Here is a 20776-nt window from a genome sequence, read left to right as displayed (position 1 = left end):
GTAACAAGATGCGCAAACGGCTCCAGATACTATTGGCAGGAAGGGAGCAGGGCGAATTAAGCGCCCTTGAGGCGCTGCTGTGTAGCCAAGGGGACATTCAGGTGACTTCCCGATTAATGAGGCAGGATAGTATCGATCCCCTGGAAGGGGTATCACCCGCGCCAGATGCATCGATACTGATAGTGGGAGAGCATCACTGGGAAGCCGAGCTGACTGCGCTATGCGAACGACCGGCCAGTGATCGCCCGCCGTTGATGGTAGTAGGGCCCAAGGGCAACGTGGACTTGATTCGTCTGGCGATGCGCGCCGGTGCCCGCGATTTCTTTTCGCCGCCAATCGACGACGGCGAGATTATCCAGTTTCTGCGCGAACTGACGCGTGATCGTCCTGTAGAGGCGGCGCGGGCCATTCGCACCACCGCCGTGATCAATGCCAAAGGCGGCTCGGGCGCCAGCCTGGTAGCCGCCAATCTGGCTCACAGCCATGCCCGCGATGGACTCGGCACGGTGCTGGTGGATATGGATGTCCAGTTTGGTTCCCTGCCGCTGTATTTCAATCTGGTGCCTGACCATGGCCTGGTGCGCGCCCTGGAGTCCGTCGACAGCCTTGATGCACTCGCGTTGGAAGCCTACTTACAGCGCCATGAGAGCGGGCTAGCGCTGCTGGCTTCATCACCGGGTGACCATCTGGGCCTGGGGGAAGTGCCCGAAACCAGGGTTGAGCAGCTGTTAAAGGTGCTGAGCAGCGCCAATGATGAGGTTGTGGTTGACCTGCCCCGCTGGCTTAACGGTGCGACGGCATGCGTGCTGGAGCGTGCTGACAATGTATTGATGGTCATGCAGCAAAGCGTTGCACACCTCCATGATGCCAAGCGCTTGCGCGACATTATGGTTCATGAGCTGATGATTCCCGCCTCGCGGATCAGCATCGTGGTGAATCGTTTTGACAAGAAAAGCGACATTGGGCTAGGAGCCATCAGTGATGCACTGCCGGGCCTGACGCTACGGACACTGCCCAATGACTTCAAGCGTGCCAGCCAAAGTATCAATGTGGGCAGCCCTTTGCGTGATCTGGCGCCGAAAGCACCGCTGACACGCCAGCTCAAGTTGCTGGCCCAGGCTCTGGAGGCGCCCTTGGAGGCTTCATCACCGGGGGCTAAATCCGCAGGGAAACGTTCTTTTCTGCGCTGGGCGTTACCAGGAAGATGATGAACTCAGGCGGCGGCCATAACAAGAGCACGGATTATCCATCAGGAGAACAGCTATGAACCTGCACGAGCGCACGATACCGCAAACTGATGGCGAGCTTCGGTCCAGCTGGGCCAGCCGCGGCGCCGGGCGACTTTCGCAGGAAGAGCAGGCGTACAAGCAGAAGCTCTTTCGTAAGCTGGTCAAAGTGATGGACCTCACCCTGCTGAGTAGCCTGGCTGAGCGCGAAGCGCGCTTGCAGGTGCAGCAGGTGTGCGAGTCGCTCATGCAACAGGAAACCCTGCCTTTCAATGCCGGAGTGCGCCAGCGCATTGTCACCGAACTGCAGGACGAGGTTCTGGGCCTGGGCCCGTTGGAGACGCTGCTGGCCGATACGACCGTCTCGGATATTCTGGTTAACGGCACCACGCCCATCTATGTGGAGCGGCGCGGTAAGCTGGAACAGACCGCCTTACGCTTCGACAGCGACGCGCACCTAATGAGCATTATTGATCGTATTGTCTCAAGCGTGGGGCGGCGCATTGATGAATCCTCGCCGATGGTGGATGCGCGCCTCAAGGACGGTTCGCGGGTTAACGCTGTGATTGCGCCCCTGGCCATTGATGGCCCCATGCTGTCGATTCGTCGCTTCGCGGTAGAGCGCCTGAATATTGACAGCCTGATTGAGTACGGCAGCGTTTCGGCAGAAATCGCCAGGTTGATGGAAAAAGTGGTTAAGGCGCGCCTGAACGTGCTGGTGTCCGGAGGAACCGGCGCGGGTAAAACCACGCTGCTTAACGTGCTGTCCGGGTTTATTCCCCCCGACGAGCGCATCGTGACCATTGAAGACTCCGCCGAGCTACAGCTTCAACAGCCTCACGTGGGTCGGCTGGAGACGCGACCTCCCAACATTGAGGGCAAAGGCGAGATCGGCCAGCGTGACCTGGTGCGCAACAGCTTGCGCATGCGGCCCGACCGTATCGTGGTAGGCGAGGTGCGCGGCGGCGAAGCCTTCGACATGCTGCAGGCCATGAACACTGGCCACGATGGGTCCCTTACCACTATCCACGCCAACACTCCCCGTGATGCATTGACACGGATTGAAAACATGGTGGCCATGAGCGGTTACCAGCTGCCGGCGCATGCGCTGCGTTCGCAGATTGCTTCGGCCATCGACGTGGTGGTGCAAATCGAGCGCCAGGAGGATGGCGTGCGGCGTCTGGTCAGTGTGCAGGAGGTCAATGGCCAGGAAGGCGAAATCATTACCATGTCAGAGATATTTCGCTTCGAGCGTGAAGGCATTGATGCCGACGGTAAGGTGAAAGGTCGCTACATCGCCACCGGTATGGTGCCCAGCTTTCATGACTATCTCAAGCGCCGTGGCTTGGATCCGGGTCTCGAGATCTTTCAACCAACAGCGGGGGGGCAGCGGCCATGGATCTGAGCAGCCTGCTGGATATCAGCCTCTCCGATGAAGTGATTGTCATTGGCATGGTGTTTATCGCCGTATTTTTATTGATGCAGAGTTTTCTGGTACCCGCCTTTGGCGAGAACCGGCAGGCGCAGAAACGCTTGAAGAAACGGCTGCGGGCGATTTCCACCGACGCCAAGCAAGGCAGCAGCACGATCGTTCAGAGCAAGTATTTCAGGAAGCTTTCCCCTCTGGAGCGGATGCTGGAGCACCTTCCTGGCATGGAGCGCTTACATCAGCTCATCGAACAGGCCGGTCAGCAAACCCCTGCTTATCGTGTGGTGCTCTACTCTGTCTGCCTGGGTGGCATTAGTGGTGTGATCGGTTACTTGGTGTTGCCTCAACCGCAGATGGGCGTGCTGCTTGGTCTGGCGGTGGCAGCCCTGCCTTTCATGCGTCTACTGCGAGCCCGCAAGCGCCGCCTGGCGCGCTTCGAAGAACAACTACCCGATGCCCTGGTGATTATGGCCCGAGCCTTGCGGGCAGGTAATCCGTTCAGTGATGCCATGAATCTGGTGGCCGAAGAGCTGGCCGACCCTATTGCCGGAGAGTTCCGCACCGCTTTCATGGAGATCAATTACGGTGGCGACGTACGCGGTGCCCTGTTGGGGCTGCTGCGGCGTGTGCAGAGCGTAACGGTGATGATCTTTATTACCTCGGTGCTGATCCAGAAGGAAACCGGCGGCAATCTGGCCGAACTGCTCGACAACCTGGCAGCTGTGGTGCGAGATCGCTTCCGTTTCCAGCGCAAAGTGCGCACGCTTTCCGCGGAGGGGCGAATGGCCGGTTGGATCCTGTCGCTGCTGCCGTTCGTCATGGTGGGGCTGCTCACGCTGATCAACCCTGAATTCATACCCATGCTTACCGAGGACCCCCTGGGCCGACAGCTGGTCGTTGTTGCGTTTGTCATGGTGGTCATCGGCATTTTATGGCTGCGTAAAATTGTCCGCGTCGAGGTCTGAGGAGAAATGCAATGGAAACGCTCCTGACATGGCTGCAGCCACTGAATACGTGGCTTGATCATCCTGCAGCAGCCCAGGTGGGATTTGCTGCTTTGTTTGGGCTGGCCATCTTTAGCCTGCTTATTGCACTGACCATGGTGGTGATGGGGGTGTCCGATCCTTTGCGGCGTCGGCTGCGGAGCCTGGAAGCAAATACCGGCGAGCAATCAACCTCTGCGCCGTCAGGCATGACTGAGTGGCTTGGCCCCATGGGCGAGCGCCTGGTACCCACCAAGGAAGAAATCCGCAGCCGCATCGCGCTGGACTTGCGACGGGCAGGCAAGCGCTCGCCTGGCGCTATGAATCTCTTCTTCGGTGTACGTTTGCTGCTTACGGTGGTGCCTCCCTTGATCATGCTGCTCGTGCTGCCCTTCCTGCGTATCCCGCTGCATATTGGTGGCTTGCTGATTGCAATTCTGGCAATAGCCGGCTATCTGCTGCCGCGTTTTTGGCTGGATCGGGCGATTAAACAGCGCTCGAAGCGGCTTAGCCGTGGCTTGCCCGATGCCCTCGACCTGCTAGTGGTTTGCAGCGAAGCGGGGTTGGGTCTGGGAGCATCCATACAGCGTGTTGCCCGTGACCTGGAGATTAGCCACCCAGATCTTGCTGATGAATTACACCTATATACCCTTCAGATGGGAGCCGGGATGGATAATAGAACGGCACTGCGCGATCTGGAAGAACGCACCGGTGTCGATGACATTCGCGGCCTGGTTACCACCCTTCTGCAAAGCATGCGATTTGGCACCAGCATCGCCAAAACCCTGCGCCTCTTTGCTGTGGAACTGCGTGATAAACGCACCCAGCTGGCCGAAGAACGTGCCGCCAAGGTGAGCACCAAGATGTTGTTTCCTCTGATATTTTGTATTTTACCAAGTTTCATGCTCGTTACGCTTGGGCCACCGATACTGGGGGTTATCGCTGCATTTTCACGGAATGGATTGTGATGGTCAGGCGGCCTTGCCGCACTGTTTGAGTACTTAAGGAGTCCGTCAATGATGAATAAAGTCAAACAAGCGAGTTGTGTATTGCTGGTGTCCTTGGGGCTCGGTGGCTGTGCGACCAGCAATCAGCCGGCAGGCTCGGATCCATATGCCGCTCTGGACAGCGAAGGCTCTTCAGTGGAGTACAGCACGGCGTTTCCGGTTGCCTCGCCAGAGGAAGCCTACTCGAACGGGGCAGATGCATTGCGTGCTCAGGATCCTGATCGGGCGCTTTTCGAGTATTTACGCGGCTTACGTATGGAAGAGACCCCCAAGGCCGACCCGCTTTACCGGGTTGGGATCATTCATCACAGCCGGGGTAATCATGATCTGGCCGAGCAAGCCTATCGATGGGCACTGGAAGTGGATGACAGTCATCTAGGCGCGCGTACCGCCCTGGGGGTTACCTTGCTTGAACAGCAATCTTTCGATGCTGCCGAGCAACAGTTGCAACCCTTGGTATCCCAGGGTAACGCGCCTTGGCAGGCGTATAACGCGGTTGGCGTGATTGCCGATATGCGTGGTGACTACGCATTGGCACAGAGCCACTACGAGAAGGCGCTGGAGATGAGCCCTGATACCCCGCTGGTGTTAAACAATCTGGGCTATTCCCGCTACCTGGCAGGCGATTGGGAAGAGGCGCGGCGTTCGTTACGCCGAGCTGTAGGTGTTAACCCCGGCTATGAACTGGCCTGGCGAAACCTTGGCCTGGTCTATGCGCGAGAAGGCGACTTTGAAACCGCCGTTGAGGCGGTGGCACGCAATGGTGGGCGCGCCGAGGCGTTCAATGACATCGGCTATATCTCGATGCTTGAAGGCCGCTACGACGACGCCATGGGGTTCTTTGAGGAAGCCATGCGACTCTCGCCAGCCTATTACGTCACCGCCAGTCAGAATGCCCAGACGCTGGACAAGCTCATGCGGCGGTAGCAGTCGGTTGGATCAATCATCACTGGGATTGGATAGGTGCGGAGGCAGGCGTCATGAACAGGTATCGATTGCAAGGTAGCTCTCAACGCAAACAGCAAGGTAGTGAGACCGTTGAGTTTGCCATTTCGTCCACACTGCTGTTCATCATTCTGTTCGGCATCATTGAGTTCAGTGTGGCGTTGTACGACAAGGCTATTTTAACCAACGCCAGCCGAGAGGGTGCGCGAAACGGCATACTTTTTCGTCCTCAACCTCGTAATGAACCGTTAGATAGTACGTTTCAATGCGGCGAGGCTCAACAAGGTGAAGATGAATCTATTAGAGAAGCTGTTTGTCGCTATGCTGAACAGAACTTAATTTCTCTGGGTGGCCCGGCAGATATGCAAATTGATATTTCCCGATCTGACTCCGGTATGTCACCGGGTAGTGAGGTGGTCGTTACCATTGATTACCCTTACGATTTTCTTCTATTGCCAGGTTTTGTGGGTACTTTGGGTGACCTCATTGAAATACAAGCCGTATCCAGCATGCGGGCGGAATAAAAATGAAAACACAAAGCGGAAGTTCAGGAAGCCAAGTCTCAGGGGTGGGGAAACGCCAGCAGGGTGTGTCAACGGTGTTGGTGCTTGTCTCACTTCTCGGGCTGTTAGGTTTTGCAGCGCTGGCAATCGATGTGGGTAATCTCTTCGTCGCCAGAAATGAATTGCAAAATTCAGCGGATGCCGGGGCATTGGCGGGCGCTCGGTTTCTTTATTGCGAGGATGGCAGCCGTGTCAATGATGGCATGTGTGACGAAGTCATCGATAGCGCTGACCTGCTCGCAACCCTGGCGGCTGAGGACAATCAAAGCCAGAACAACAAGGTGGAGGTATTAAGCGCACAGAGAGGGCACTGGAGTTTTGCCAACCAGGCATTTACCCCCAACCCTTCACCGGATCCTGTCGACCTTGATGAGCAGACCACAGAACAGCTTGATCTCAATATAGATTTTATTAATGCAGTAAAAGTGGAGACAGGGCGTCAGGCAACGCCCGTGGAGACGTTTTTTGCCAAGGTGCTGGGCATTGGCGAGGTCGAGGTAACCGCTAGTTCGGTTGCTTATATCGGCTTCGCCGGTTCTCTTAGGCCCGAAGATGTCGATCAACCGATTGCCATGTGTCGTCAGGCCCTGCTTGAAGGTGATGCGTATTCCTGTGATGTGGGACGCTTCATTCCCGAAGGAGACCAGACCGGCGGCTGGACGAATTTCGAGCATGGTGATAGCGGTGCTACAAATTCTAATGAACTCAAGAACCTGATTTGTGGCGACGGTAATCCTGAAGAGATGAACTTCGGCGAGGACATTGCTACCAACAACGGTCAGGTGCAGGCCGCTTTCAAAGCATTGTACGATTGCTGGGAGAAGGAAACCGATAAAGAACGTTTATGGAGCATGACCTTGCCCGTTGTGGATTGCGAGAATGGCGTCGCTCCCAGTAATCCACTGGTGGGCGCAGTGGACCTGAATATTGCCTGGATCGTCGATCAAAGCAATAAGATTGACGACGATGCGCCAACGCAGATGGAGTTGCCTCCACGAGATGTCGATGACAGCTCCCCGGGCACCTGGAGTAATGACAATTCAAGTGGCGCTGCGCGTTGGGACGATTTTGTGGAAACGATGAATCTAAGAGATGCGGACGGGAGTCTGGCCACTTGGGACTCCCAATCCAAGGAAAGCGGGTGGCGACAGAAATCTATCTACTTTCTGCCTAGCTGCAGCTACCAGGAACCCAAGGGGCAAACCGGAGGCGAAAACTTCGGCATCCTGGCACAGATACCGGTACTGGTGAACTAGGGCCAGTTGACGTTTCATCATGGCCGAGACAAAGGCTGGCGTTACATTCGCTTTAAAGTTACTGTTTTTATTTAATTTATTTCATGAGCGACGTATTTGCGTCTACGGGGGGTGCTATTTGAGTAGCTGCGTGAAATCTGTCAGGGCCGACGTTGGAGGAGAGGGTTTAACCTTCGATACTGCATTAGCCGATTCTGCCGCCTCCAGTTGATAACGAGACGGCGGCTTACCAACATAGCGTTGAAAGGTGCGGGTGAAGTAGGAAAGATCGCGGAAGCCTACCGTGAAGCAGACGTCGGTAATAGAGACCTTGGGGTTGTCCAACAGCCGCATGGACTCGATGATACGCCGCTTTAGAAGGTATTCCTGAAAGGTGATTCCGGTCATCCGTTTGAAGAAGCGGCTGAATTGAAAGCCGCTCAGCCCGCAAAGTTCGGCTACGTCGGCTTGGGTAATCTTGTTGTGAAGGTTCAGGTCGATGTGCGAGATGATAAGCTGCACGCGCGCATTATCATTAACGGATCCCGAGCAGTGATGCCGTGCCTCAGGCGGAATGTTGCTCTGGACCTCGGCAACAGTGCGATCGACGGACACTGCTTTTTCCGGCAGACGCATGCCTCGCAGCGTATCCAAAACGGCCAAGAATCGCGTCATATCTAATGGGTGAACGAAGTAATCCCATACCCTGGCGCGGAAGGCCCATACAGCAAGCTGCTCGGAGTGAGCCTGAGTGACCATTAGCAGAGGCGTAGAAGGAAAGGCTTGTTTGGTATCACGCAGGCCCGAAAGGCCTTTGAGATCTGGATAGTCGTACTGAAAGCAGGCAGCTATGGGGGGGCGGCTCTGGATCAATGGGAGCGGATCCTGTTCAGGCGCCACGAGCTCAAGATGATAACCATGCTTCCTTAAAACGTCATGATAATCACTTTCAATAGGCTCATGCAGAGTTCGCAATACGACAAGTATGTAATTATGAACAGCCATAAGAACCTCTCGCGTAGGTGCGAAACATGAAGTATTAACATTTTTTTACCCCCTAGTAAACGGGCAGATTGCGTCTTTAAATACGCCGAACCTAGATTATTTATTTATGTTACAAAAAGTAATTGAGCGTTATTTTTTAAACGTGGTGATCCTTGGTTAAACCTCGGCCTAACCTTGTGTAGTGGTCAACTAAATTTGAGATGTCTTGTAAGTTTTATTCTGCGAGCGCGGGCATTAAGTATTATATCATTTTGAAAATGATGCGGTTAGTTTTAGGTTATCTGTAAACAAGCTTTATCAAGAAGATTACTGAAAGTCTCTGGAGTAGCTGCTGGATAAGAAAAGGCTTGGCGGGCAAACAACGCCACTGTTACGGTGGAGGTTGACGCTTTTAATAACACCCAGATGAGGTTTTAAAATGAGCCACACGCCACATGAGCTTGCAGAAGAATTTCCTGAACATGCTGAGCGCATCCATGACCTGAAACAGTCTGACGCGCACTTTGCGAAGCTGGTAGAGGACTACCATGAAGTGAACCGCCAGATTCATCGCATGGAAACAGAGCTTGAACCTGTCGCTACGCATACCGAAGAAGACACCCGTAAACAGCGTCTGGCACTTAAAGACAAGATTGCTACCTACCTGTGATGACCGCAGGGTAATTGCCGATATTTCCTGATGGCTGTGGCAGGGCCCCATTGGTTAGAGGGCCACCATTAGCGAGACGTTGCCTCAGCCATATCGACGCCTGAGACTCTGCCACAGTACACATATTTTGCTGACATACCAAAGCTTTCGCTAACTCCCCCGAAAAACGCTGGCTTACCAGGGGGTACCCAGAGCGCCGCTGCGTCGCAGGGCCTGTCCCACTTCCGCCAGCGCCTGCTCATGTTGACTGACAGCATCCGGCCCCTGAGTGCAGGCCACCACGGCCCAGGCGCTACCAGGCTTGGCGTCATGCGCTGCCAGCCCTGCATCACAGCTGCGCCTGTCCTGGGTGCCGGTCTTGTGGGCAAAGTGTACCTGCTGACCCAGCCCCTGTTTGAGGCGTTTCTCTCCGGAGGTGGTGCTGGCCATCAGAGCAAGCAGCTTGGCACGGGGAGTGCCCTGAATGTCGGGCATTGCGCCGTGGTAAAGGGTTGCCAGTACATCGCCAAAAGCTTTCAATGTGCCGGTGTTTTCGCCAGTGGCATGGTAGGCGTCAAATGCATGATGATAATCGGGCTGGTGGAGGCGCTGGGGTGACACATCCAGCCGCTTTGCCAGCGCCTGGTGGCGTTGGCTCACCGGTGATTGGCGCAGGGCGATAAAGTCCATACCGCCTAAAGAGCGGGCATCGGGATGCAGCTGGCCATAAACCCCCTGGCGCACCTCCACCAGCCGGGTAATGGGCCCTAGCGCCTCGGGGTCGCCGCCACTGGCAGCTACCATGGCCCGGGCGCGTTGATTGACGTTATTAAGCCCGACGCGATCAATCAGTATATCGGTGGCAGTGTTATCGCTGACGCTGATCATGTGTTCAAGCAGATAGCTCACCGAGAGAGGGGTGCCGGGGTCGTGCCAGTTGGTTGGCCCGGCGCCATCTACATAGTCGCTTTCCGCCAGGGTCAGGCGCTCCTGGGGCGGCACGCCTGCGCCCAGTACCTCGGCGGCCACGGGTACCTTGATCAGCGAAGCAAGATACCAGGGCCGGTCGGCCCGCCAGGCATAGGCCTCGCCGCTGGCCAGATCTTGCACATAAACGCCGATATCACCGGCAAAGCGCGCCTCTACCTCCTTGAGGCGGGCATCCAGATCAGGCTGCCAGGCGCTGCGTTTATCAATTTCATGATACCAATGCGCCTCATAGCCGGACGCGGCGCCCGGGGCAAAGAATGTGGAGAAAGCGACCCACGCGGCCAGGCCTGCTCGCCCGGCTAACCTCAAAAAGCGTAACGGGCGTTTTCTCCTGTCTTGACTGGCTGGTTGTAAGATGTCTGTCTCCTTTCATTACCGGTTGTTTTAGACGCCGGCGATCCGCTGCGCTGATCAACGGTACGCCGCCATGGTACGGGTCAGCCAGATCCACGCGGCGGCCCCCAAAATCAGTAAACCACCTATTCCCAGGGCCTCCGGGTAGCGGTAGGCGCCTTCGCCTTGCCACACAAAGCGCAGCATCAGAAAAATCACCACGATATGAAAGATAAAGGCCTTCAGGGCATCTGAACCTACCAGAGTGATGGGCATCAGTGCCTTGGCTGCCTGTTTGCCGCCGACCAGGGCAAGCGCGAACAGCACCAGCGCTCCCCCCAGGCTGAACAGCATGAAGGCCAGCCCGGGCGGGTGTTTGCCCTCATTATTGGCCACCGCCAACATGGCAGCGTGAACATCGCCGCCGCTCAGCGCCAGGCCATAAAAGCCGCCGATCATCAGCGCGCCAAGGCCTAGCAGAATCAGGAAAAGGCGTTTTTGCAGCGCTGGTACCCCTGAACAGCGCAGCACCGCCTCGCCGAGCAACAGGCCCATCAGGATAAGCGGCGCGCGGCTCAGTTGGCCCCAGGCGTAGTAGTCCTGATGGTCGACCAGCAACGCCTTGAGGGTGTCGTTGCCGCCAAATGATAGCCCCTGCAGCCAGGTGGCCAGGGCGGTGAGCAGGGCGATGACAGCGAGCCGGCTCCATAGGGGGGCCCGCGCCCAGAGCGGCAGGATCAAGGGCACCCAGAGCAGGGCGATGGCGTAAAAGCCGAGAATCTCCACCCAGATACCGAAGCCGCCATAGAAGAGGGTGTCGGCGATTTCACTGGGCGTGTTGAAGGGCAGCATTTCCACGATCAGCAGTGCCTGGTACCAGAACCAGACTTCCAACGCGCGCAGCCAGAGTTTCAGCCGCCGCCTTGGCCAGTCGTCTCGCTGTACATGGGCAAGAAAGGCCACCGCCAGGGCCACCCCGAACACGAGAATAAACAGCGATGAGGAAAATTTGGTCAGCAGGTGAATCGGCACCATGCCCCACTCCGGCACGTTACGAATGCCGACCAGGCCACTGACGGAGTGACTGACGATCATCAAGCCGATGGCGATGCCGCGGGCCAGATCAATCGCTGCAATACGACCGTCGGCCTTGGGAAGCTGGGGCCTTTCATTCCAGGTTATCGCCATTCGCATCTCCTTATATCCGGGGGTATCCCGCATGCGCTGCCAGAACATTACCCTGATGGTTATCGCCTATGACCTCAAATCAAAGCGTTTGTCGCGTCATTGCGCGGCATTCCCGGAAACGTTAATGGCCAGGGGGCTTCGCGTTGAGCGGCGCCCATACGTATAGTGTCCCTTTCAGAGGCTTATGTTAATGCGCAGACCTTTTTTTGGTAGTGTCAAATGTGTGTCATCCTTGTGCCCGGTTAAGCGCGAAAGGCATTCTTTAAATATCTGATATACAAGGTGTCTATATCAATGGTCTCTTCCTCTTCTGATTCTTTTTCGAAGCCTGGTCTCAGCGTTGCCATCATCGGCAATGGCATCGCCGGCGCTGCCGCGGCAAGACAGCTGTCACTGACGATGCCTGAGCAACTTGACCGCATCACGCTCTACGAGATCGGCCGTGGCCCCGGTGGCCGGGCTTCAACCCGAAAGACACGGGCGATCCCGGCGTTGGGCATCAACCACGGAGCGCCCTATGCGGATATCACGACCTCTGAGGGGCTGGAGCTGTTGTCATCATTGGGTGATGGCATCACGCCCTATACGGGGGTTCGCTGTGTGCTCGATGGCAACACCGGCGCTTGCCAGCGCCGTGAGCGGCTGGCCGGTGAAGCGCTGATTACCGGTATCAACGGCGAGATGGCCGCCATCGCCGGGGCTCTGATGCTTGATGATCACAACGCACGCCTGCCGCGCATCAATTCAGCGTATTCAACCATGATCAGGGGGCTATCGCGATCAGATGGCGAGGAGGCTCCCTGGATACTTCGGGATAAAAACGCCGAAGAGGTCGGGCGTGCCGACTGGCTGGTGGTGGCCGGTAGTGGTGTCGCCCATCCACGCTGGTCGGACACCTTTGGGGGTGAGCCGCCGCTTGTCGCAGTGGCTTCGCAGCTTGCAGACGCGCAGTTAAACGAAGCCCTTGCGGTCATCGCCGGGCAAACGGCAGCGCCGGTGCTCACAGTCTTGATGCACTGCACCGGTAATGAGGCTGAGCAATGGCAGCGTCTGGGTTTCAATGATGGCCGGGTCGAGCACCACAGTGTTCTGGCCAAGATTTCAATCCAGCCGTGTGGCCCGGAGAGTTGCTCGGTGGTTTTGCACTCCACGATCGATTACGCCCGGGGCAATGCCGGGGTATATGGGGCTTCATCCAGTGCGGCAAGGGTGGGTGATGCCTCATCGGATAGCGCTCGAGAAGAGGCCATTGTCGATGAAATGTTAACCGCGCTAGGCGACATCCCTGGGATGCCAGTCATTGAAAAATCGCGCTATGGGTTGGGCCCATTGCTGCACCGTTGGGGTAATGCCTTTCCCGAGGGGCAGCCTTTGCCAGGGGCACTATCGCTTTGTCCCACCTCCCGAGTGGCTTTCTGTGGGGACTACACCAGTACCAGTGCGCGAATGGGCAGCTGTGAGTGCGCGCTGCTATCCGGAACCCATGCGGCAGATGCTATTCGTGCCCAGGCCATGGGTGATGTGTAGCGCTGAGCCATCATTCACGCGGCCATCACCCTGGCGATATCAGTTCTTGACCAGTCCGCCATCCACCACCAGGTTCTGGCCAGTGACCGCTCGGCTCCAGGGCGATGCAAAAAACAGGGCCGCATCGGCAAACTCTTCCGGGGTGGTGACCCGGCGCAAGGGCGTATTCGCAGCGATGAGGTCAAAAACAGCCTCAGGCGTCGCGGCAGAGGCATCCGTGGTGCGCAGCAGCCCACCCGACAGCATGTTGACCGTGATGCCGTCAGGCCCCAGATCGTTGGACAACGTACGCGTAAGCGAGAGCAGCGCGGCCTTGGCCGCCGTATAGTCGTGGTAGGGGACCACCGGGTTCTGGAAAAGGTTGGTGCCAATATTGATAATCCGCCCGGTGCCCTGCTGACGCATGCCTGGCAGCGCTGCCTGTATGGTGTTGAGTGCACTACGTGCCGTACCCTGCAGCTGTTGATCAAGGTTTTCCCAGTTCAGGGTGTCGGCGGTGGGGCGTGCATCGCCGTTAAACGAAAAGTCCGGAAGTGCATTATTGATCAGGGTGGTTACCGGCCTTCCGAAATGGGCCTGCACAGCGCTGAACATGGCGCTTACTGCGTCCGGGTCGCGCACATCCGCCTGAATGGCCAGAGCGCGCTCCGGCGCCTGTGCCACCACGGCCTGTGCCGCTTCGCGGCTGTTCAGGTAGTTCACGGCAACGTATGCGCCTTCGGCCATAAAGGTACGCGCCAGGCATGCGCCCAGGCCGCGGCTGGCGCCGGTAATCAGCACAACGTGTTGGTGAAGCGGTAACGCAAGAGATGTAGGCATCTGGGCAGGTTCCCTGTAAATGGCAAGGATGCCTACCGAGGACATGAATGGCCGCGTGTATGACATCCCTTCGCCGGTATGAACTGGATCAGGTTCAGCGGGTGTTATCTCAGCCCTGGTGTCTTATCAGGGCACCCCGTGTCGTTGAGCAAATGTATCCTACGCCCGGCCCAGACCGCAACTAGCCTAGGAGGCGTCTATTGGTTGCTGGTGTGCTGTGTCCTGCCTGGCTCAGCACGGCCCAGATCACAATGAGTTGTCAACAGATCCTAGAAATACCATGAAAAACCCAGGCTCACCTCGTGAGCGTCTTCATCTGCTTCAATACCGGCACGCATGTCCATCTGATCTCCCAGTGCCAGACGGTGCTGGAGTTTCAGGTAGGTACGGCGGCTATCCGCGCCTTTAAATGCATTGGCGTGATTGATCTCGAGCAATGTTCTGTGACCCGCTCCCCAGTCTGACAGTACACCCAGTTGGCTGACGACGGGTAAAGGGCCCGCCTGGTAGCGTTCGCTGCGCAATCGACCCCCGACCATGACGAATGGCAGATGGCGACCTAGCCGATGGGATTTTCCGGCCAGGAGAGTCACCTGACCTTCCAGGCAATGCTGGCAGCCCAGATGACTGGGTAGGATCTCACCCGAGGCGTGCCATGCCACATTGGGTAGTGCCGGCAAGGGAACGCTGCGCGCGTGCAAGTTGGTAACATCAAACAGTACCAGGCGACTTAGCCTTGGCTCATCCTGGTCGACATCAATTTCAATACGTCCTATTTCTAAAGCAGCGCTGGGCATGCGGGTATCATTGCTGTCGAGCAGGTCATATTGCAGAGGCCGAAAGGTTAACCGGCCTGCTGCGCCAAGCTCTTCATTATATATACCTTCAAGGCGTATAAGAGCGGGTGAATTGACGTCATGTAGCGGCACCCGGTCACCTGGTTTTGCTTGCCTGCCTGAAGTTGGACGTTTCAGGCGAGCCTGTAGCAGCTGCCTCTCAAGCTCGGCTATCTCAGGTTCATCGCCAGTCTGTCGCAGGAACGCAGCGTGCCCTAATAACGTATCCAATACGGCTGTCTGACTGGCAGTATTCAGTTCTTGAAAAGCAGGCGCTGAGAGGTTGAGTGTGTCAATTGCAGGCCATAACGCCTGAGCCGCTTCCTGCTCCTGCGCAGTCAATGCCTGAAAGCGCCATTCAGTTTGCAGCCTTCGTGAGGGCACATGCTGTGTTTTCTTTAATAATGGTTGGCCCTCGATGGTTGCCTGGCTGATGGCACGAACCAGCGTTTCAGGAGCCACCCATGGAGCATTGTCTGGCGTCAGGTCTTCCTCGATAACGAGTTCCAGCGTGCGGGCGATGCGCGAAGCGCAATTCTCGCTCAGAAAAAGGTAGTCGTAGTTCTGGCCGATCACTTCGAACAAGTGAGCCACCAAAAGTTGTCGCCTGGTGTCTGACAGTGATAGCTGATAGTGCCAGAGATCGCGCATTTCGCGTTCGGAATAAAGTGCAGTGTTACGGTAGAAAGGCGCACGGGAATATCTTGCCTCGTAACCACCGAATAGTCCCCTGGCCATATAAGCTGCAATGTTTTCATTCTCGGGCACGTTGGCACCGAAGTTGAGGCTGGTATCCAGAAGCCGCGACAATGGAGCATCCTGCTGCGCGCCTTGCTGTTCCAGATGTATCATCAGATGGCCAAAGAAAGAGGCAGGGTTGCCCAGGTAACCAGAGGCAAACATCAAACCTACCTCGGCACCGGCGTGTTGTTGCTGCCAGGTTTCCCATTCTGGGCAATCAGCATCTGGCCACCGCTCGCCGGTCTGGCTGCTCAGCCAAAGGGCACGTGCAGGAAAACGGCAGCGGGCATGGGGTTTACCCTCTTCTGGGGCACTGCGGAGTGCCGCTAATGTTGCATCGAGTTCAGCGGCAGGATCTTGGTGGCCGCTGTCTGCCAGGAAAAAGTTGCCATCCAGAACGGCACTGCGTGGTTCGCTGAACAGACTGTTATTATCGAAATGGAGCAGCGATAGCCATTGAGGATGCTCCGATAATGGTGCATCGGAAGCCTGTCCGACACTGATGTCCAGACATAACAACATCAGTGGCGCCACCAGAAGGCGTCGCATAATCGGTTTATCCTTGTAGAGATTCTGGAGGGAGGGAGAGTAGGGGCCCAGAGGTTTTCCCGGCCCCTTAAATGGCTTAGCTGGTGGCGCAGTCAGCGGCAGCCTGGTTCAGGCTGTTGTAATACTGAAAGGCTTTGTCAGCGTGTGCCTGGTCGGCATAACCTGTTGCTGCACTGGCATCTTCAAGATCGCTACGCAGATGGGTAATCACGCTTGCGCTTGAATCACTGCCACAGTTCATCAGGTCAAGGGCTGCAGAGAGATGCTCACCGTCACCCATGGCAGTTTCCATGGCCAACTGTTCATAAGTTGCATCGATGAATTTTGCAACATTGACGTTTTGACCATTACAGGTGTCGGGTGAGATGGTGGCAGAGGTCACCGCAGTGGTACCAAGGTCCCATATAACGTTAGAAAGAGCCGCGGCAGTCTCGTTGTCATCAAAGATGGCTGCACCAATACCGCAATGTTGCCAAGGGTTGATATCTTCATTGGCAGAAACATTGCTCGTGCCCAGAATCATAAAGCTGCCAACTAGAGCAGCCGCAGAAATTGTTACAAACTTCATGTTTTAAGTTCCTTGGTGTTGAGTGTACTGACCTTATTATTTATCTGATGGAATGGGCCAGTGAATCCCGAAACTCTACGTCACTACTTGCTGCGCAAGCCGTAAAGACAAGAACGTAAAGCTTTGCTTGGTTTTAATATGTTGTTAAAAGTTAATAACTTTTAACGAATTTATACTACTCCAAATTATTATTTGGTTATGTCAGTAAAAGCCGACACCTTGTGTAAGCTATATCGCACACAACAAGCGCAAGTAAACGAGCAGGGGGCACGTTTTCTGGAATCTGATGAGGGTCAGGCGGTTTTTGAGGGATGTTCCCGGGTCAGCTGCTTTGCCTGCTGTACCCAATGATCGCGGCTGACGCGCCCCTTGAAGCCATTAAGGTTGGCATCCATCCAGGCCACTTCTGCTTCTGTCCAGCGGGCGATCTGGTCGTAATGGAATACGCCGAGGGCATGACACCGCTGTTCAAGCCTTGGCCCAATGCCGAGAATCTGCTTGAGGTCATCGGGTTGGCCGTTTCTTGGTTTCGCCAGCACGGCAGGCTTGAAGCGGTCATCGACCTCTTCGATGACATCGTCATCGGCGCCGATGAGATTGACGGCCTGTAACGAAGACAGAGCATCCTGCAGTGCAGTGTTCAGGGCATCAAGGTCTCCCTGTAGGGCCGCAAGGGCAGTGTCCGTCTCCGCCAGATGAGCCTGACATGCCCTCAAGGTTTCCTGCTGTCTTGTAACGCCTTGCCTGAGGGCATCGTTGCTGTTGGTTGGCCGATGTTGGCGCCCCCATATCAACCAGCCTGCTATCAGCCCTAGCAGGGTTGCGATGATCAACAGCTCGATCATCTCTGTGACCAGAAATCCCCAATCCTTGAACATTGCCTTTACCCTTTATTATCCAGGTGGCTGCCTGCAGGCGGCCAACAGAGCCTGATGACCCGATACGCTATCGGGCAGTGTCGCGCATTACCTTGTCCAGAGCCTCAAGATCCTCTTGCAGCGCTGCCCGTCGGGTGTCTCTTTCGGCCTGCTTCCTCTGGCAATCCTGTAGGGCCTTTTCAAGTTGTATGGCCTGTTTTTCATTGCCAGCGCTGGACTCCCGGTGGGGTTCCTTATGGCGGCCCCATATCAGCCAGGCAACCAACAGTCCCAGCAGCGCGGCAAGAACAATCAATATGACCATCTCGATGATCAGAAAAACTTGATCCTGGAGCATTGTGTTTCCCCTTTTCTTGTCACTCTGCGGCCCAGGGCCGAGGACCCTGATGCATGGCGTGTCCGTTCACTTGCGGTCAGACCAGGTAATGGACGTACGCCGGTTGGCAGCGCGGCCTGCCTCGCTATCATTGTCGGCAACAGGTTGGCGCTGGCCATAACCCACGGCATCGAGCGCCTCGCCGGGTATTCCGCGTGACTCGAGTGCCTGCTTGACCGATTGCGCCCGATCCAGGCTGATCGCCTGATTGATGGCCTGGCTGCCGGTATTGTCGGTATGTCCGCCAATTTCAGCCGTGAACCCGGTGCCGTCAACGCAGCGGCTGACGATAGCAGCAAGCTGATTGACGGTATCGACTGCACGCGGTTCGAGCTGTGCAGAACCGGATACAAAAGTAATTCTGTTGGCTTTCAGCAGGGCATCTGACTGGCGTGTGCAGCTCGCCAGGCCCGGTGTGACATCAGGTTGGGCCAGCCCGTACCCATTGAGGAATTGATCAGCGTTACCGGTAGCCGGGTTGTGGCGCAGGGTAGCGTCATCAGGCATATCAACACGCGTGAGGGTGGCAAATGTGCCTGGCAGTGTCGCCAGGTGATCAAGCGCGTTACGACGCTGATCGGGTGCCGAGGCGGTGCCGGTCAAGTGAATGCGCGTGTCCTGAATCCGCAGCAGACCGTTTTCCAGTCTGTTCAGTGCCTTGATGCCGGAGGTCGCGGCAATTACCCAGTTCTCGGGGGCGCCCCGGGCAATCGCCAGCGTTTCGCTTCCATCAACCCCTGTATTCTTGATGTGGCCACGCAGGCGCTCATCGGGTAGGTGACCATTAACGGTGGTAACACCCCCTTTACGCGTGGCAAGGAAAAGATAGGGTCTGGCAGTGTCGATCCGGTCAATGGCATCGTGTATTCTGCGTACCCCCTGGATCTTGTCGAGTGCGCTTAGCAGCGTGGCACGCTCTTCCTCCTGAATGGCCACGCCGGTCACTGTAATGTCTCGTCCTGACACGGCGACATCCATCTGGTGAGGGGCTTTACTGACAAGGCGCTGCGCCTCGGTGTCTATTCTCTCTTCAATTCCTCTCGCCTGATGGGTGGCTCCCCAAACGGCCAATCCTGCGATGCCCCCCATCAAAACCAGGATACCTGCTAGTGCGCGCATTCCGAGATTCTCCTGTGCCTACGCGCAGGTGTATAACCGTTTGCGCATAAAAGGCATCATCGCACGCGCAGTAACAAAGCAAAACGCAGGAGATCACCCATCAAGCGAAAAGTAACATTATTATACGTTTCAACGCTTATGGATGGCGGCGGCTCTGGCGAGTATCTTGAACCAATAAGGTGGTTTTTTGGTTGCCACTGGCCGGTCGCCTGGAAAGACGACCGGCACTGATTCACTTTTTGCTCAGGCTTTGTCGCCGAGAGCGGCAATATGAGAGGGCAGGCGTTCGTGGCTGCCGTACATGAAGTGGTTGTGCATGCGTTCGGCAAACAGGGCGGCCTCGGGTTCCCGACCTACCGCCATGGCCACTTCACGAATGTGCATGGGCGCCGCACCGCAGCAGACCCCAAGATAATTGACGCCGCTGGCATAGGCATCACGGGCAAAGGCGCCGAGTTCATAGCGGTTGCAGAACAGCGGGTCCAGTGCCGTCGGGAAGGGGCGGCCATGGGGAGACGGGCAGCTGCACCCCTGATGATCAGACAGGTTGAAGAAGGTCGGTTCCTGTTCGGTGGTGCGGAAGGTCACCGGCAGGGCGGCCACGTGGCAGGAGACGGCGTCGCGAATCTGCTGAATCCAGGGCAGCATGGTATCGGGGCCTCTGAAACAGTTCAGGCCCACCACGCTGGCGCCGTTCTGCTCGAGTGCCTGGCAGGTTTCGACAATACCCGGCCCGTCCATCATGCGGTTTTCGGCCATGGGGGCCAGGGTGATCACCGCCGGTAAGCCCTTGGCCCGAATGGCTTCCAGGGCCGCCTGGGCTTCATCGGCGTAATAGAAGGTTTCACCGATAATAAAGTCAGCGCCTTCCTCGGCGGCCCACTGCACCATTTCATCAAACATGGCGCGAACGTTCTGCTGGGAAACGGCGTCTTCAGGGTCCCAGATGTTGCTGTTGGAAATGTTGCCGGCCATCAGGTTGCCTTCCTGGTCATCGGCCACCTTGCGGGCAATCTTTAGCGCTGCCCGGTTAAGAGGCTCCAGCTTGTCTTCCTTGCCGATCACGCGCAGTTTTTCGCGGTGGCCGTTATAGGTGAAGGCCTGGACGATATCGGAGCCGGCATGCTGGAAATCACGGTGCAGGGCTTCCAGGGCGTCCGGGCGTAGCAGGGCCACCTCAGGCACGAACTCGCCAGCAGAAAGATAGCCGCGCCGTTCCAGCTCAAACAGAAAGCCTTCCGCGCAGATCAGCGGCCCTTGATCGAGTCGTTGAGTAATAAGGTCGTTCGCCATGAAGAAATGCCTCTAGGGTGTTCCGGGGTTATCGAGGAATTATTCTGACAGCCCGATATCCGCCGTGACCAATGAAGGTTTCACCCTTTAATAATGAATAGAATTCATTTTATTGGCTTGGCCATGGAAAACTATCAATAATGGCGCGGTCAAATCAGGGAGGCTTTTCGTCACCGGCGAGCGCTTTACTACCGAAGGCCAAGGTAGGTGAGATAGAGTGTGAACTGTGAACACAGATCTCACGGCGATCAGTGGCACGATCGCGTGATGTCTCCCCTGTGAGTGAGGTTAAGTAATGAACCGATATCGCGTCATAATCGAGCAGTCCAGCACCAAGCAGGCAGTGGTGAAGGTGATTGAGGCTTTTAACTCGGAAAGCGCCTGGGCGAATGCGGGGGGCATTGCCGATGCCCTGTCGTGTGAGCATGGGGACGAGTTTGAAGTGGTGAATGTGTATCCTGATTTCAGCGCCCGAAAACCGGGCTGAAGGAGGGGGTTGACGCACCTGATCGTCAAGGCCCTCAGACAGCAGAAGGCA

20 protein-coding genes and 1 riboswitch are annotated in these 20776 nt (G+C 56.4%); of the genes, 10 read left to right on the top strand and 10 right to left on the bottom strand.

Features of this window, described 5'->3' with window-relative positions; translation table 11 throughout:
• Positions 1 to 8 precede the first annotated feature (8 nt).
• The 7 genes from LL947_RS13535 to LL947_RS13505 are packed head-to-tail and all read left to right on the top strand — an operon-like array spanning position 9 to position 7409.
• A complete protein-coding gene (locus LL947_RS13535) occupies positions 9 to 1208 on the top strand; it encodes a CpaE/TadZ family protein (RefSeq protein ID WP_499833490.1) in 1200 nt (399 codons plus the stop codon).
• Between the two features lie 55 nt (positions 1209 to 1263).
• Positions 1264 to 2631, top strand: coding sequence for a TadA family conjugal transfer-associated ATPase (locus tag LL947_RS13530; RefSeq protein WP_499833489.1), 1368 nt, complete (start codon positions 1264 to 1266; stop codon positions 2629 to 2631).
• Positions 2622 to 3620 (top strand): type II secretion system F family protein, encoded by a 999-nt coding sequence (locus LL947_RS13525; protein ID WP_499833488.1) that lies wholly within the window; start codon positions 2622 to 2624, stop codon positions 3618 to 3620. The genes LL947_RS13530 and LL947_RS13525 overlap by 10 nt, the downstream gene beginning before the upstream one ends.
• Before the next feature lie 11 nt (positions 3621 to 3631).
• Positions 3632 to 4606, top strand: a complete 975-nt coding sequence (locus tag LL947_RS13520; RefSeq protein WP_499833487.1) for a type II secretion system F family protein — start codon at positions 3632 to 3634, stop codon at positions 4604 to 4606.
• 48 nt (positions 4607 to 4654) lie between these two features.
• Positions 4655 to 5572 carry a tetratricopeptide repeat protein gene (locus LL947_RS13515; RefSeq protein ID WP_499833486.1) on the top strand — a complete coding sequence of 306 codons (918 nt, stop codon included), beginning with the start codon at positions 4655 to 4657 and terminating at the stop codon, positions 5570 to 5572.
• 53 nt (positions 5573 to 5625) lie between these two features.
• Positions 5626 to 6114 (top strand): TadE family protein, encoded by a 489-nt coding sequence (locus LL947_RS13510; protein WP_499833485.1) that lies wholly within the window; start codon positions 5626 to 5628, stop codon positions 6112 to 6114.
• A gap of 2 nt (positions 6115 to 6116) precedes the next feature.
• Positions 6117 to 7409: a pilus assembly protein TadG-related protein gene (locus LL947_RS13505; RefSeq protein WP_499833484.1), complete on the top strand. Its 1293-nt coding sequence runs from the start codon at positions 6117 to 6119 to the stop codon at positions 7407 to 7409.
• A gap of 114 nt (positions 7410 to 7523) precedes the next feature.
• Here LL947_RS13505 and LL947_RS13500 read toward each other — a convergent pair whose 3' ends face one another.
• The gene (locus LL947_RS13500; protein WP_499833483.1) at positions 7524 to 8393 is read right to left on the bottom strand and encodes a helix-turn-helix transcriptional regulator; all 870 of its coding nucleotides are present in this window, start codon (positions 8391 to 8393) and stop codon (positions 7524 to 7526) included.
• Between the two features lie 418 nt (positions 8394 to 8811).
• Between LL947_RS13500 and LL947_RS13495 the strand changes: the two genes are divergently transcribed.
• Positions 8812 to 9042: an HP1242/YdcH family protein gene (locus LL947_RS13495; protein WP_499833482.1), complete on the top strand. Its 231-nt coding sequence runs from the start codon at positions 8812 to 8814 to the stop codon at positions 9040 to 9042.
• A 174-nt stretch (positions 9043 to 9216) separates the two neighbouring features.
• Here LL947_RS13495 and LL947_RS13490 read toward each other — a convergent pair whose 3' ends face one another.
• Both LL947_RS13490 and LL947_RS13485 read right to left on the bottom strand, forming a co-directional pair.
• On the bottom strand, positions 9217 to 10320 hold the full coding sequence (locus LL947_RS13490) for a serine hydrolase (RefSeq protein ID WP_499833481.1): 1104 nt from the start codon (positions 10318 to 10320) through the stop codon (positions 9217 to 9219).
• Positions 10321 to 10422: 102 nt separating this feature from the next.
• Positions 10423 to 11532 carry an acyltransferase family protein gene (locus tag LL947_RS13485; RefSeq protein ID WP_499833480.1) on the bottom strand — a complete coding sequence of 370 codons (1110 nt, stop codon included), beginning with the start codon at positions 11530 to 11532 and terminating at the stop codon, positions 10423 to 10425.
• A gap of 294 nt (positions 11533 to 11826) precedes the next feature.
• Between LL947_RS13485 and LL947_RS13480 the strand changes: the two genes are divergently transcribed.
• Entirely contained in the window at positions 11827 to 13059 is a 1233-nt protein-coding gene (locus LL947_RS13480) for an NAD(P)-binding protein (protein ID WP_499833479.1), read from the top strand.
• Between the two features lie 39 nt (positions 13060 to 13098).
• On the opposite strand, the gene LL947_RS13475 is transcribed toward LL947_RS13480, so the two are convergent.
• The 7 genes from LL947_RS13475 to LL947_RS13445 form a co-directional block, all read right to left on the bottom strand.
• Positions 13099 to 13878, bottom strand: coding sequence for a 3-oxoacyl-ACP reductase (locus LL947_RS13475; RefSeq protein WP_290824016.1), 780 nt, complete (start codon positions 13876 to 13878; stop codon positions 13099 to 13101).
• Between the two features lie 48 nt (positions 13879 to 13926).
• A riboswitch (TPP riboswitch) is annotated at positions 13927 to 14027 on the bottom strand.
• A gap of 120 nt (positions 14028 to 14147) precedes the next feature.
• Complete coding sequence (locus LL947_RS13470; protein ID WP_499833478.1) at positions 14148 to 16004, bottom strand: Lnb N-terminal periplasmic domain-containing protein; 1857 nt, start codon at positions 16002 to 16004, stop codon at positions 14148 to 14150.
• 76 nt (positions 16005 to 16080) lie between these two features.
• The gene (locus LL947_RS13465; protein WP_499833477.1) at positions 16081 to 16572 is read right to left on the bottom strand and encodes a DUF3015 family protein; all 492 of its coding nucleotides are present in this window, start codon (positions 16570 to 16572) and stop codon (positions 16081 to 16083) included.
• A 293-nt stretch (positions 16573 to 16865) separates the two neighbouring features.
• Positions 16866 to 17450: a helix-hairpin-helix domain-containing protein gene (locus tag LL947_RS13460; protein WP_499833476.1), complete on the bottom strand. Its 585-nt coding sequence runs from the start codon at positions 17448 to 17450 to the stop codon at positions 16866 to 16868.
• A gap of 67 nt (positions 17451 to 17517) precedes the next feature.
• A complete protein-coding gene (locus LL947_RS13455) occupies positions 17518 to 17787 on the bottom strand; it encodes a hypothetical protein (protein ID WP_499833475.1) in 270 nt (89 codons plus the stop codon).
• A gap of 66 nt (positions 17788 to 17853) precedes the next feature.
• Complete coding sequence (locus tag LL947_RS13450) at positions 17854 to 18945, bottom strand: OmpA family protein (RefSeq protein WP_499833474.1); 1092 nt, start codon at positions 18943 to 18945, stop codon at positions 17854 to 17856.
• A 243-nt stretch (positions 18946 to 19188) separates the two neighbouring features.
• Complete coding sequence (locus LL947_RS13445) at positions 19189 to 20238, bottom strand: homocysteine S-methyltransferase family protein (RefSeq protein WP_404414591.1); 1050 nt, start codon at positions 20236 to 20238, stop codon at positions 19189 to 19191.
• A gap of 295 nt (positions 20239 to 20533) precedes the next feature.
• Between LL947_RS13445 and LL947_RS13440 the strand changes: the two genes are divergently transcribed.
• Positions 20534 to 20725 carry a hypothetical protein gene (locus LL947_RS13440; RefSeq protein WP_290822426.1) on the top strand — a complete coding sequence of 64 codons (192 nt, stop codon included), beginning with the start codon at positions 20534 to 20536 and terminating at the stop codon, positions 20723 to 20725.
• The last annotated feature ends 51 nt before the right edge of the window (positions 20726 to 20776 follow it).

The organism is Halomonas sp. BLK-85 (genome assembly GCF_044792155.1).
Lineage (GTDB): Bacteria > Pseudomonadota > Gammaproteobacteria > Pseudomonadales > Halomonadaceae > Vreelandella.
The sequence above is the reverse complement of the archived record's forward strand: the minus strand, read 5'-3'. Positions and strand labels throughout refer to the sequence as shown.

What these genes read in the sequence shown, in the direction of transcription:
- LL947_RS13535 (WP_499833490.1), top strand. Translation starts at nt 9, where the DNA reads ATGCGCAAACGGCTCCAGATACTATTGGCAGGAAGGGAGCAGGGCGAA.
- LL947_RS13530 (WP_499833489.1), top strand. Translation starts at nt 1,264, where the DNA reads ATGAACCTGCACGAGCGCACGATACCGCAAACTGATGGCGAGCTTCGG.
- LL947_RS13525 (WP_499833488.1), top strand. Translation starts at nt 2,622, where the DNA reads ATGGATCTGAGCAGCCTGCTGGATATCAGCCTCTCCGATGAAGTGATT.
- LL947_RS13520 (WP_499833487.1), top strand. Translation starts at nt 3,632, where the DNA reads ATGGAAACGCTCCTGACATGGCTGCAGCCACTGAATACGTGGCTTGAT.
- LL947_RS13515 (WP_499833486.1), top strand. Translation starts at nt 4,655, where the DNA reads ATGATGAATAAAGTCAAACAAGCGAGTTGTGTATTGCTGGTGTCCTTG.
- LL947_RS13510 (WP_499833485.1), top strand. Translation starts at nt 5,626, where the DNA reads ATGAACAGGTATCGATTGCAAGGTAGCTCTCAACGCAAACAGCAAGGT.
- LL947_RS13505 (WP_499833484.1), top strand. Translation starts at nt 6,117, where the DNA reads ATGAAAACACAAAGCGGAAGTTCAGGAAGCCAAGTCTCAGGGGTGGGG.
- LL947_RS13500 (WP_499833483.1), bottom strand. Translation starts at nt 8,393, where the DNA reads ATGGCTGTTCATAATTACATACTTGTCGTATTGCGAACTCTGCATGAG.
- LL947_RS13495 (WP_499833482.1), top strand. Translation starts at nt 8,812, where the DNA reads ATGAGCCACACGCCACATGAGCTTGCAGAAGAATTTCCTGAACATGCT.
- LL947_RS13485 (WP_499833480.1), bottom strand. Translation starts at nt 11,532, where the DNA reads ATGGCGATAACCTGGAATGAAAGGCCCCAGCTTCCCAAGGCCGACGGT.
- LL947_RS13480 (WP_499833479.1), top strand. Translation starts at nt 11,827, where the DNA reads ATGGTCTCTTCCTCTTCTGATTCTTTTTCGAAGCCTGGTCTCAGCGTT.
- LL947_RS13475 (WP_290824016.1), bottom strand. Translation starts at nt 13,878, where the DNA reads ATGCCTACATCTCTTGCGTTACCGCTTCACCAACACGTTGTGCTGATT.
- LL947_RS13470 (WP_499833478.1), bottom strand. Translation starts at nt 16,004, where the DNA reads ATGCGACGCCTTCTGGTGGCGCCACTGATGTTGTTATGTCTGGACATC.
- LL947_RS13465 (WP_499833477.1), bottom strand. Translation starts at nt 16,572, where the DNA reads ATGAAGTTTGTAACAATTTCTGCGGCTGCTCTAGTTGGCAGCTTTATG.
- LL947_RS13460 (WP_499833476.1), bottom strand. Translation starts at nt 17,450, where the DNA reads ATGTTCAAGGATTGGGGATTTCTGGTCACAGAGATGATCGAGCTGTTG.
- LL947_RS13455 (WP_499833475.1), bottom strand. Translation starts at nt 17,787, where the DNA reads ATGCTCCAGGATCAAGTTTTTCTGATCATCGAGATGGTCATATTGATT.
- LL947_RS13450 (WP_499833474.1), bottom strand. Translation starts at nt 18,945, where the DNA reads ATGCGCGCACTAGCAGGTATCCTGGTTTTGATGGGGGGCATCGCAGGA.
- LL947_RS13445 (WP_404414591.1), bottom strand. Translation starts at nt 20,238, where the DNA reads ATGGCGAACGACCTTATTACTCAACGACTCGATCAAGGGCCGCTGATC.
- LL947_RS13440 (WP_290822426.1), top strand. Translation starts at nt 20,534, where the DNA reads ATGAACCGATATCGCGTCATAATCGAGCAGTCCAGCACCAAGCAGGCA.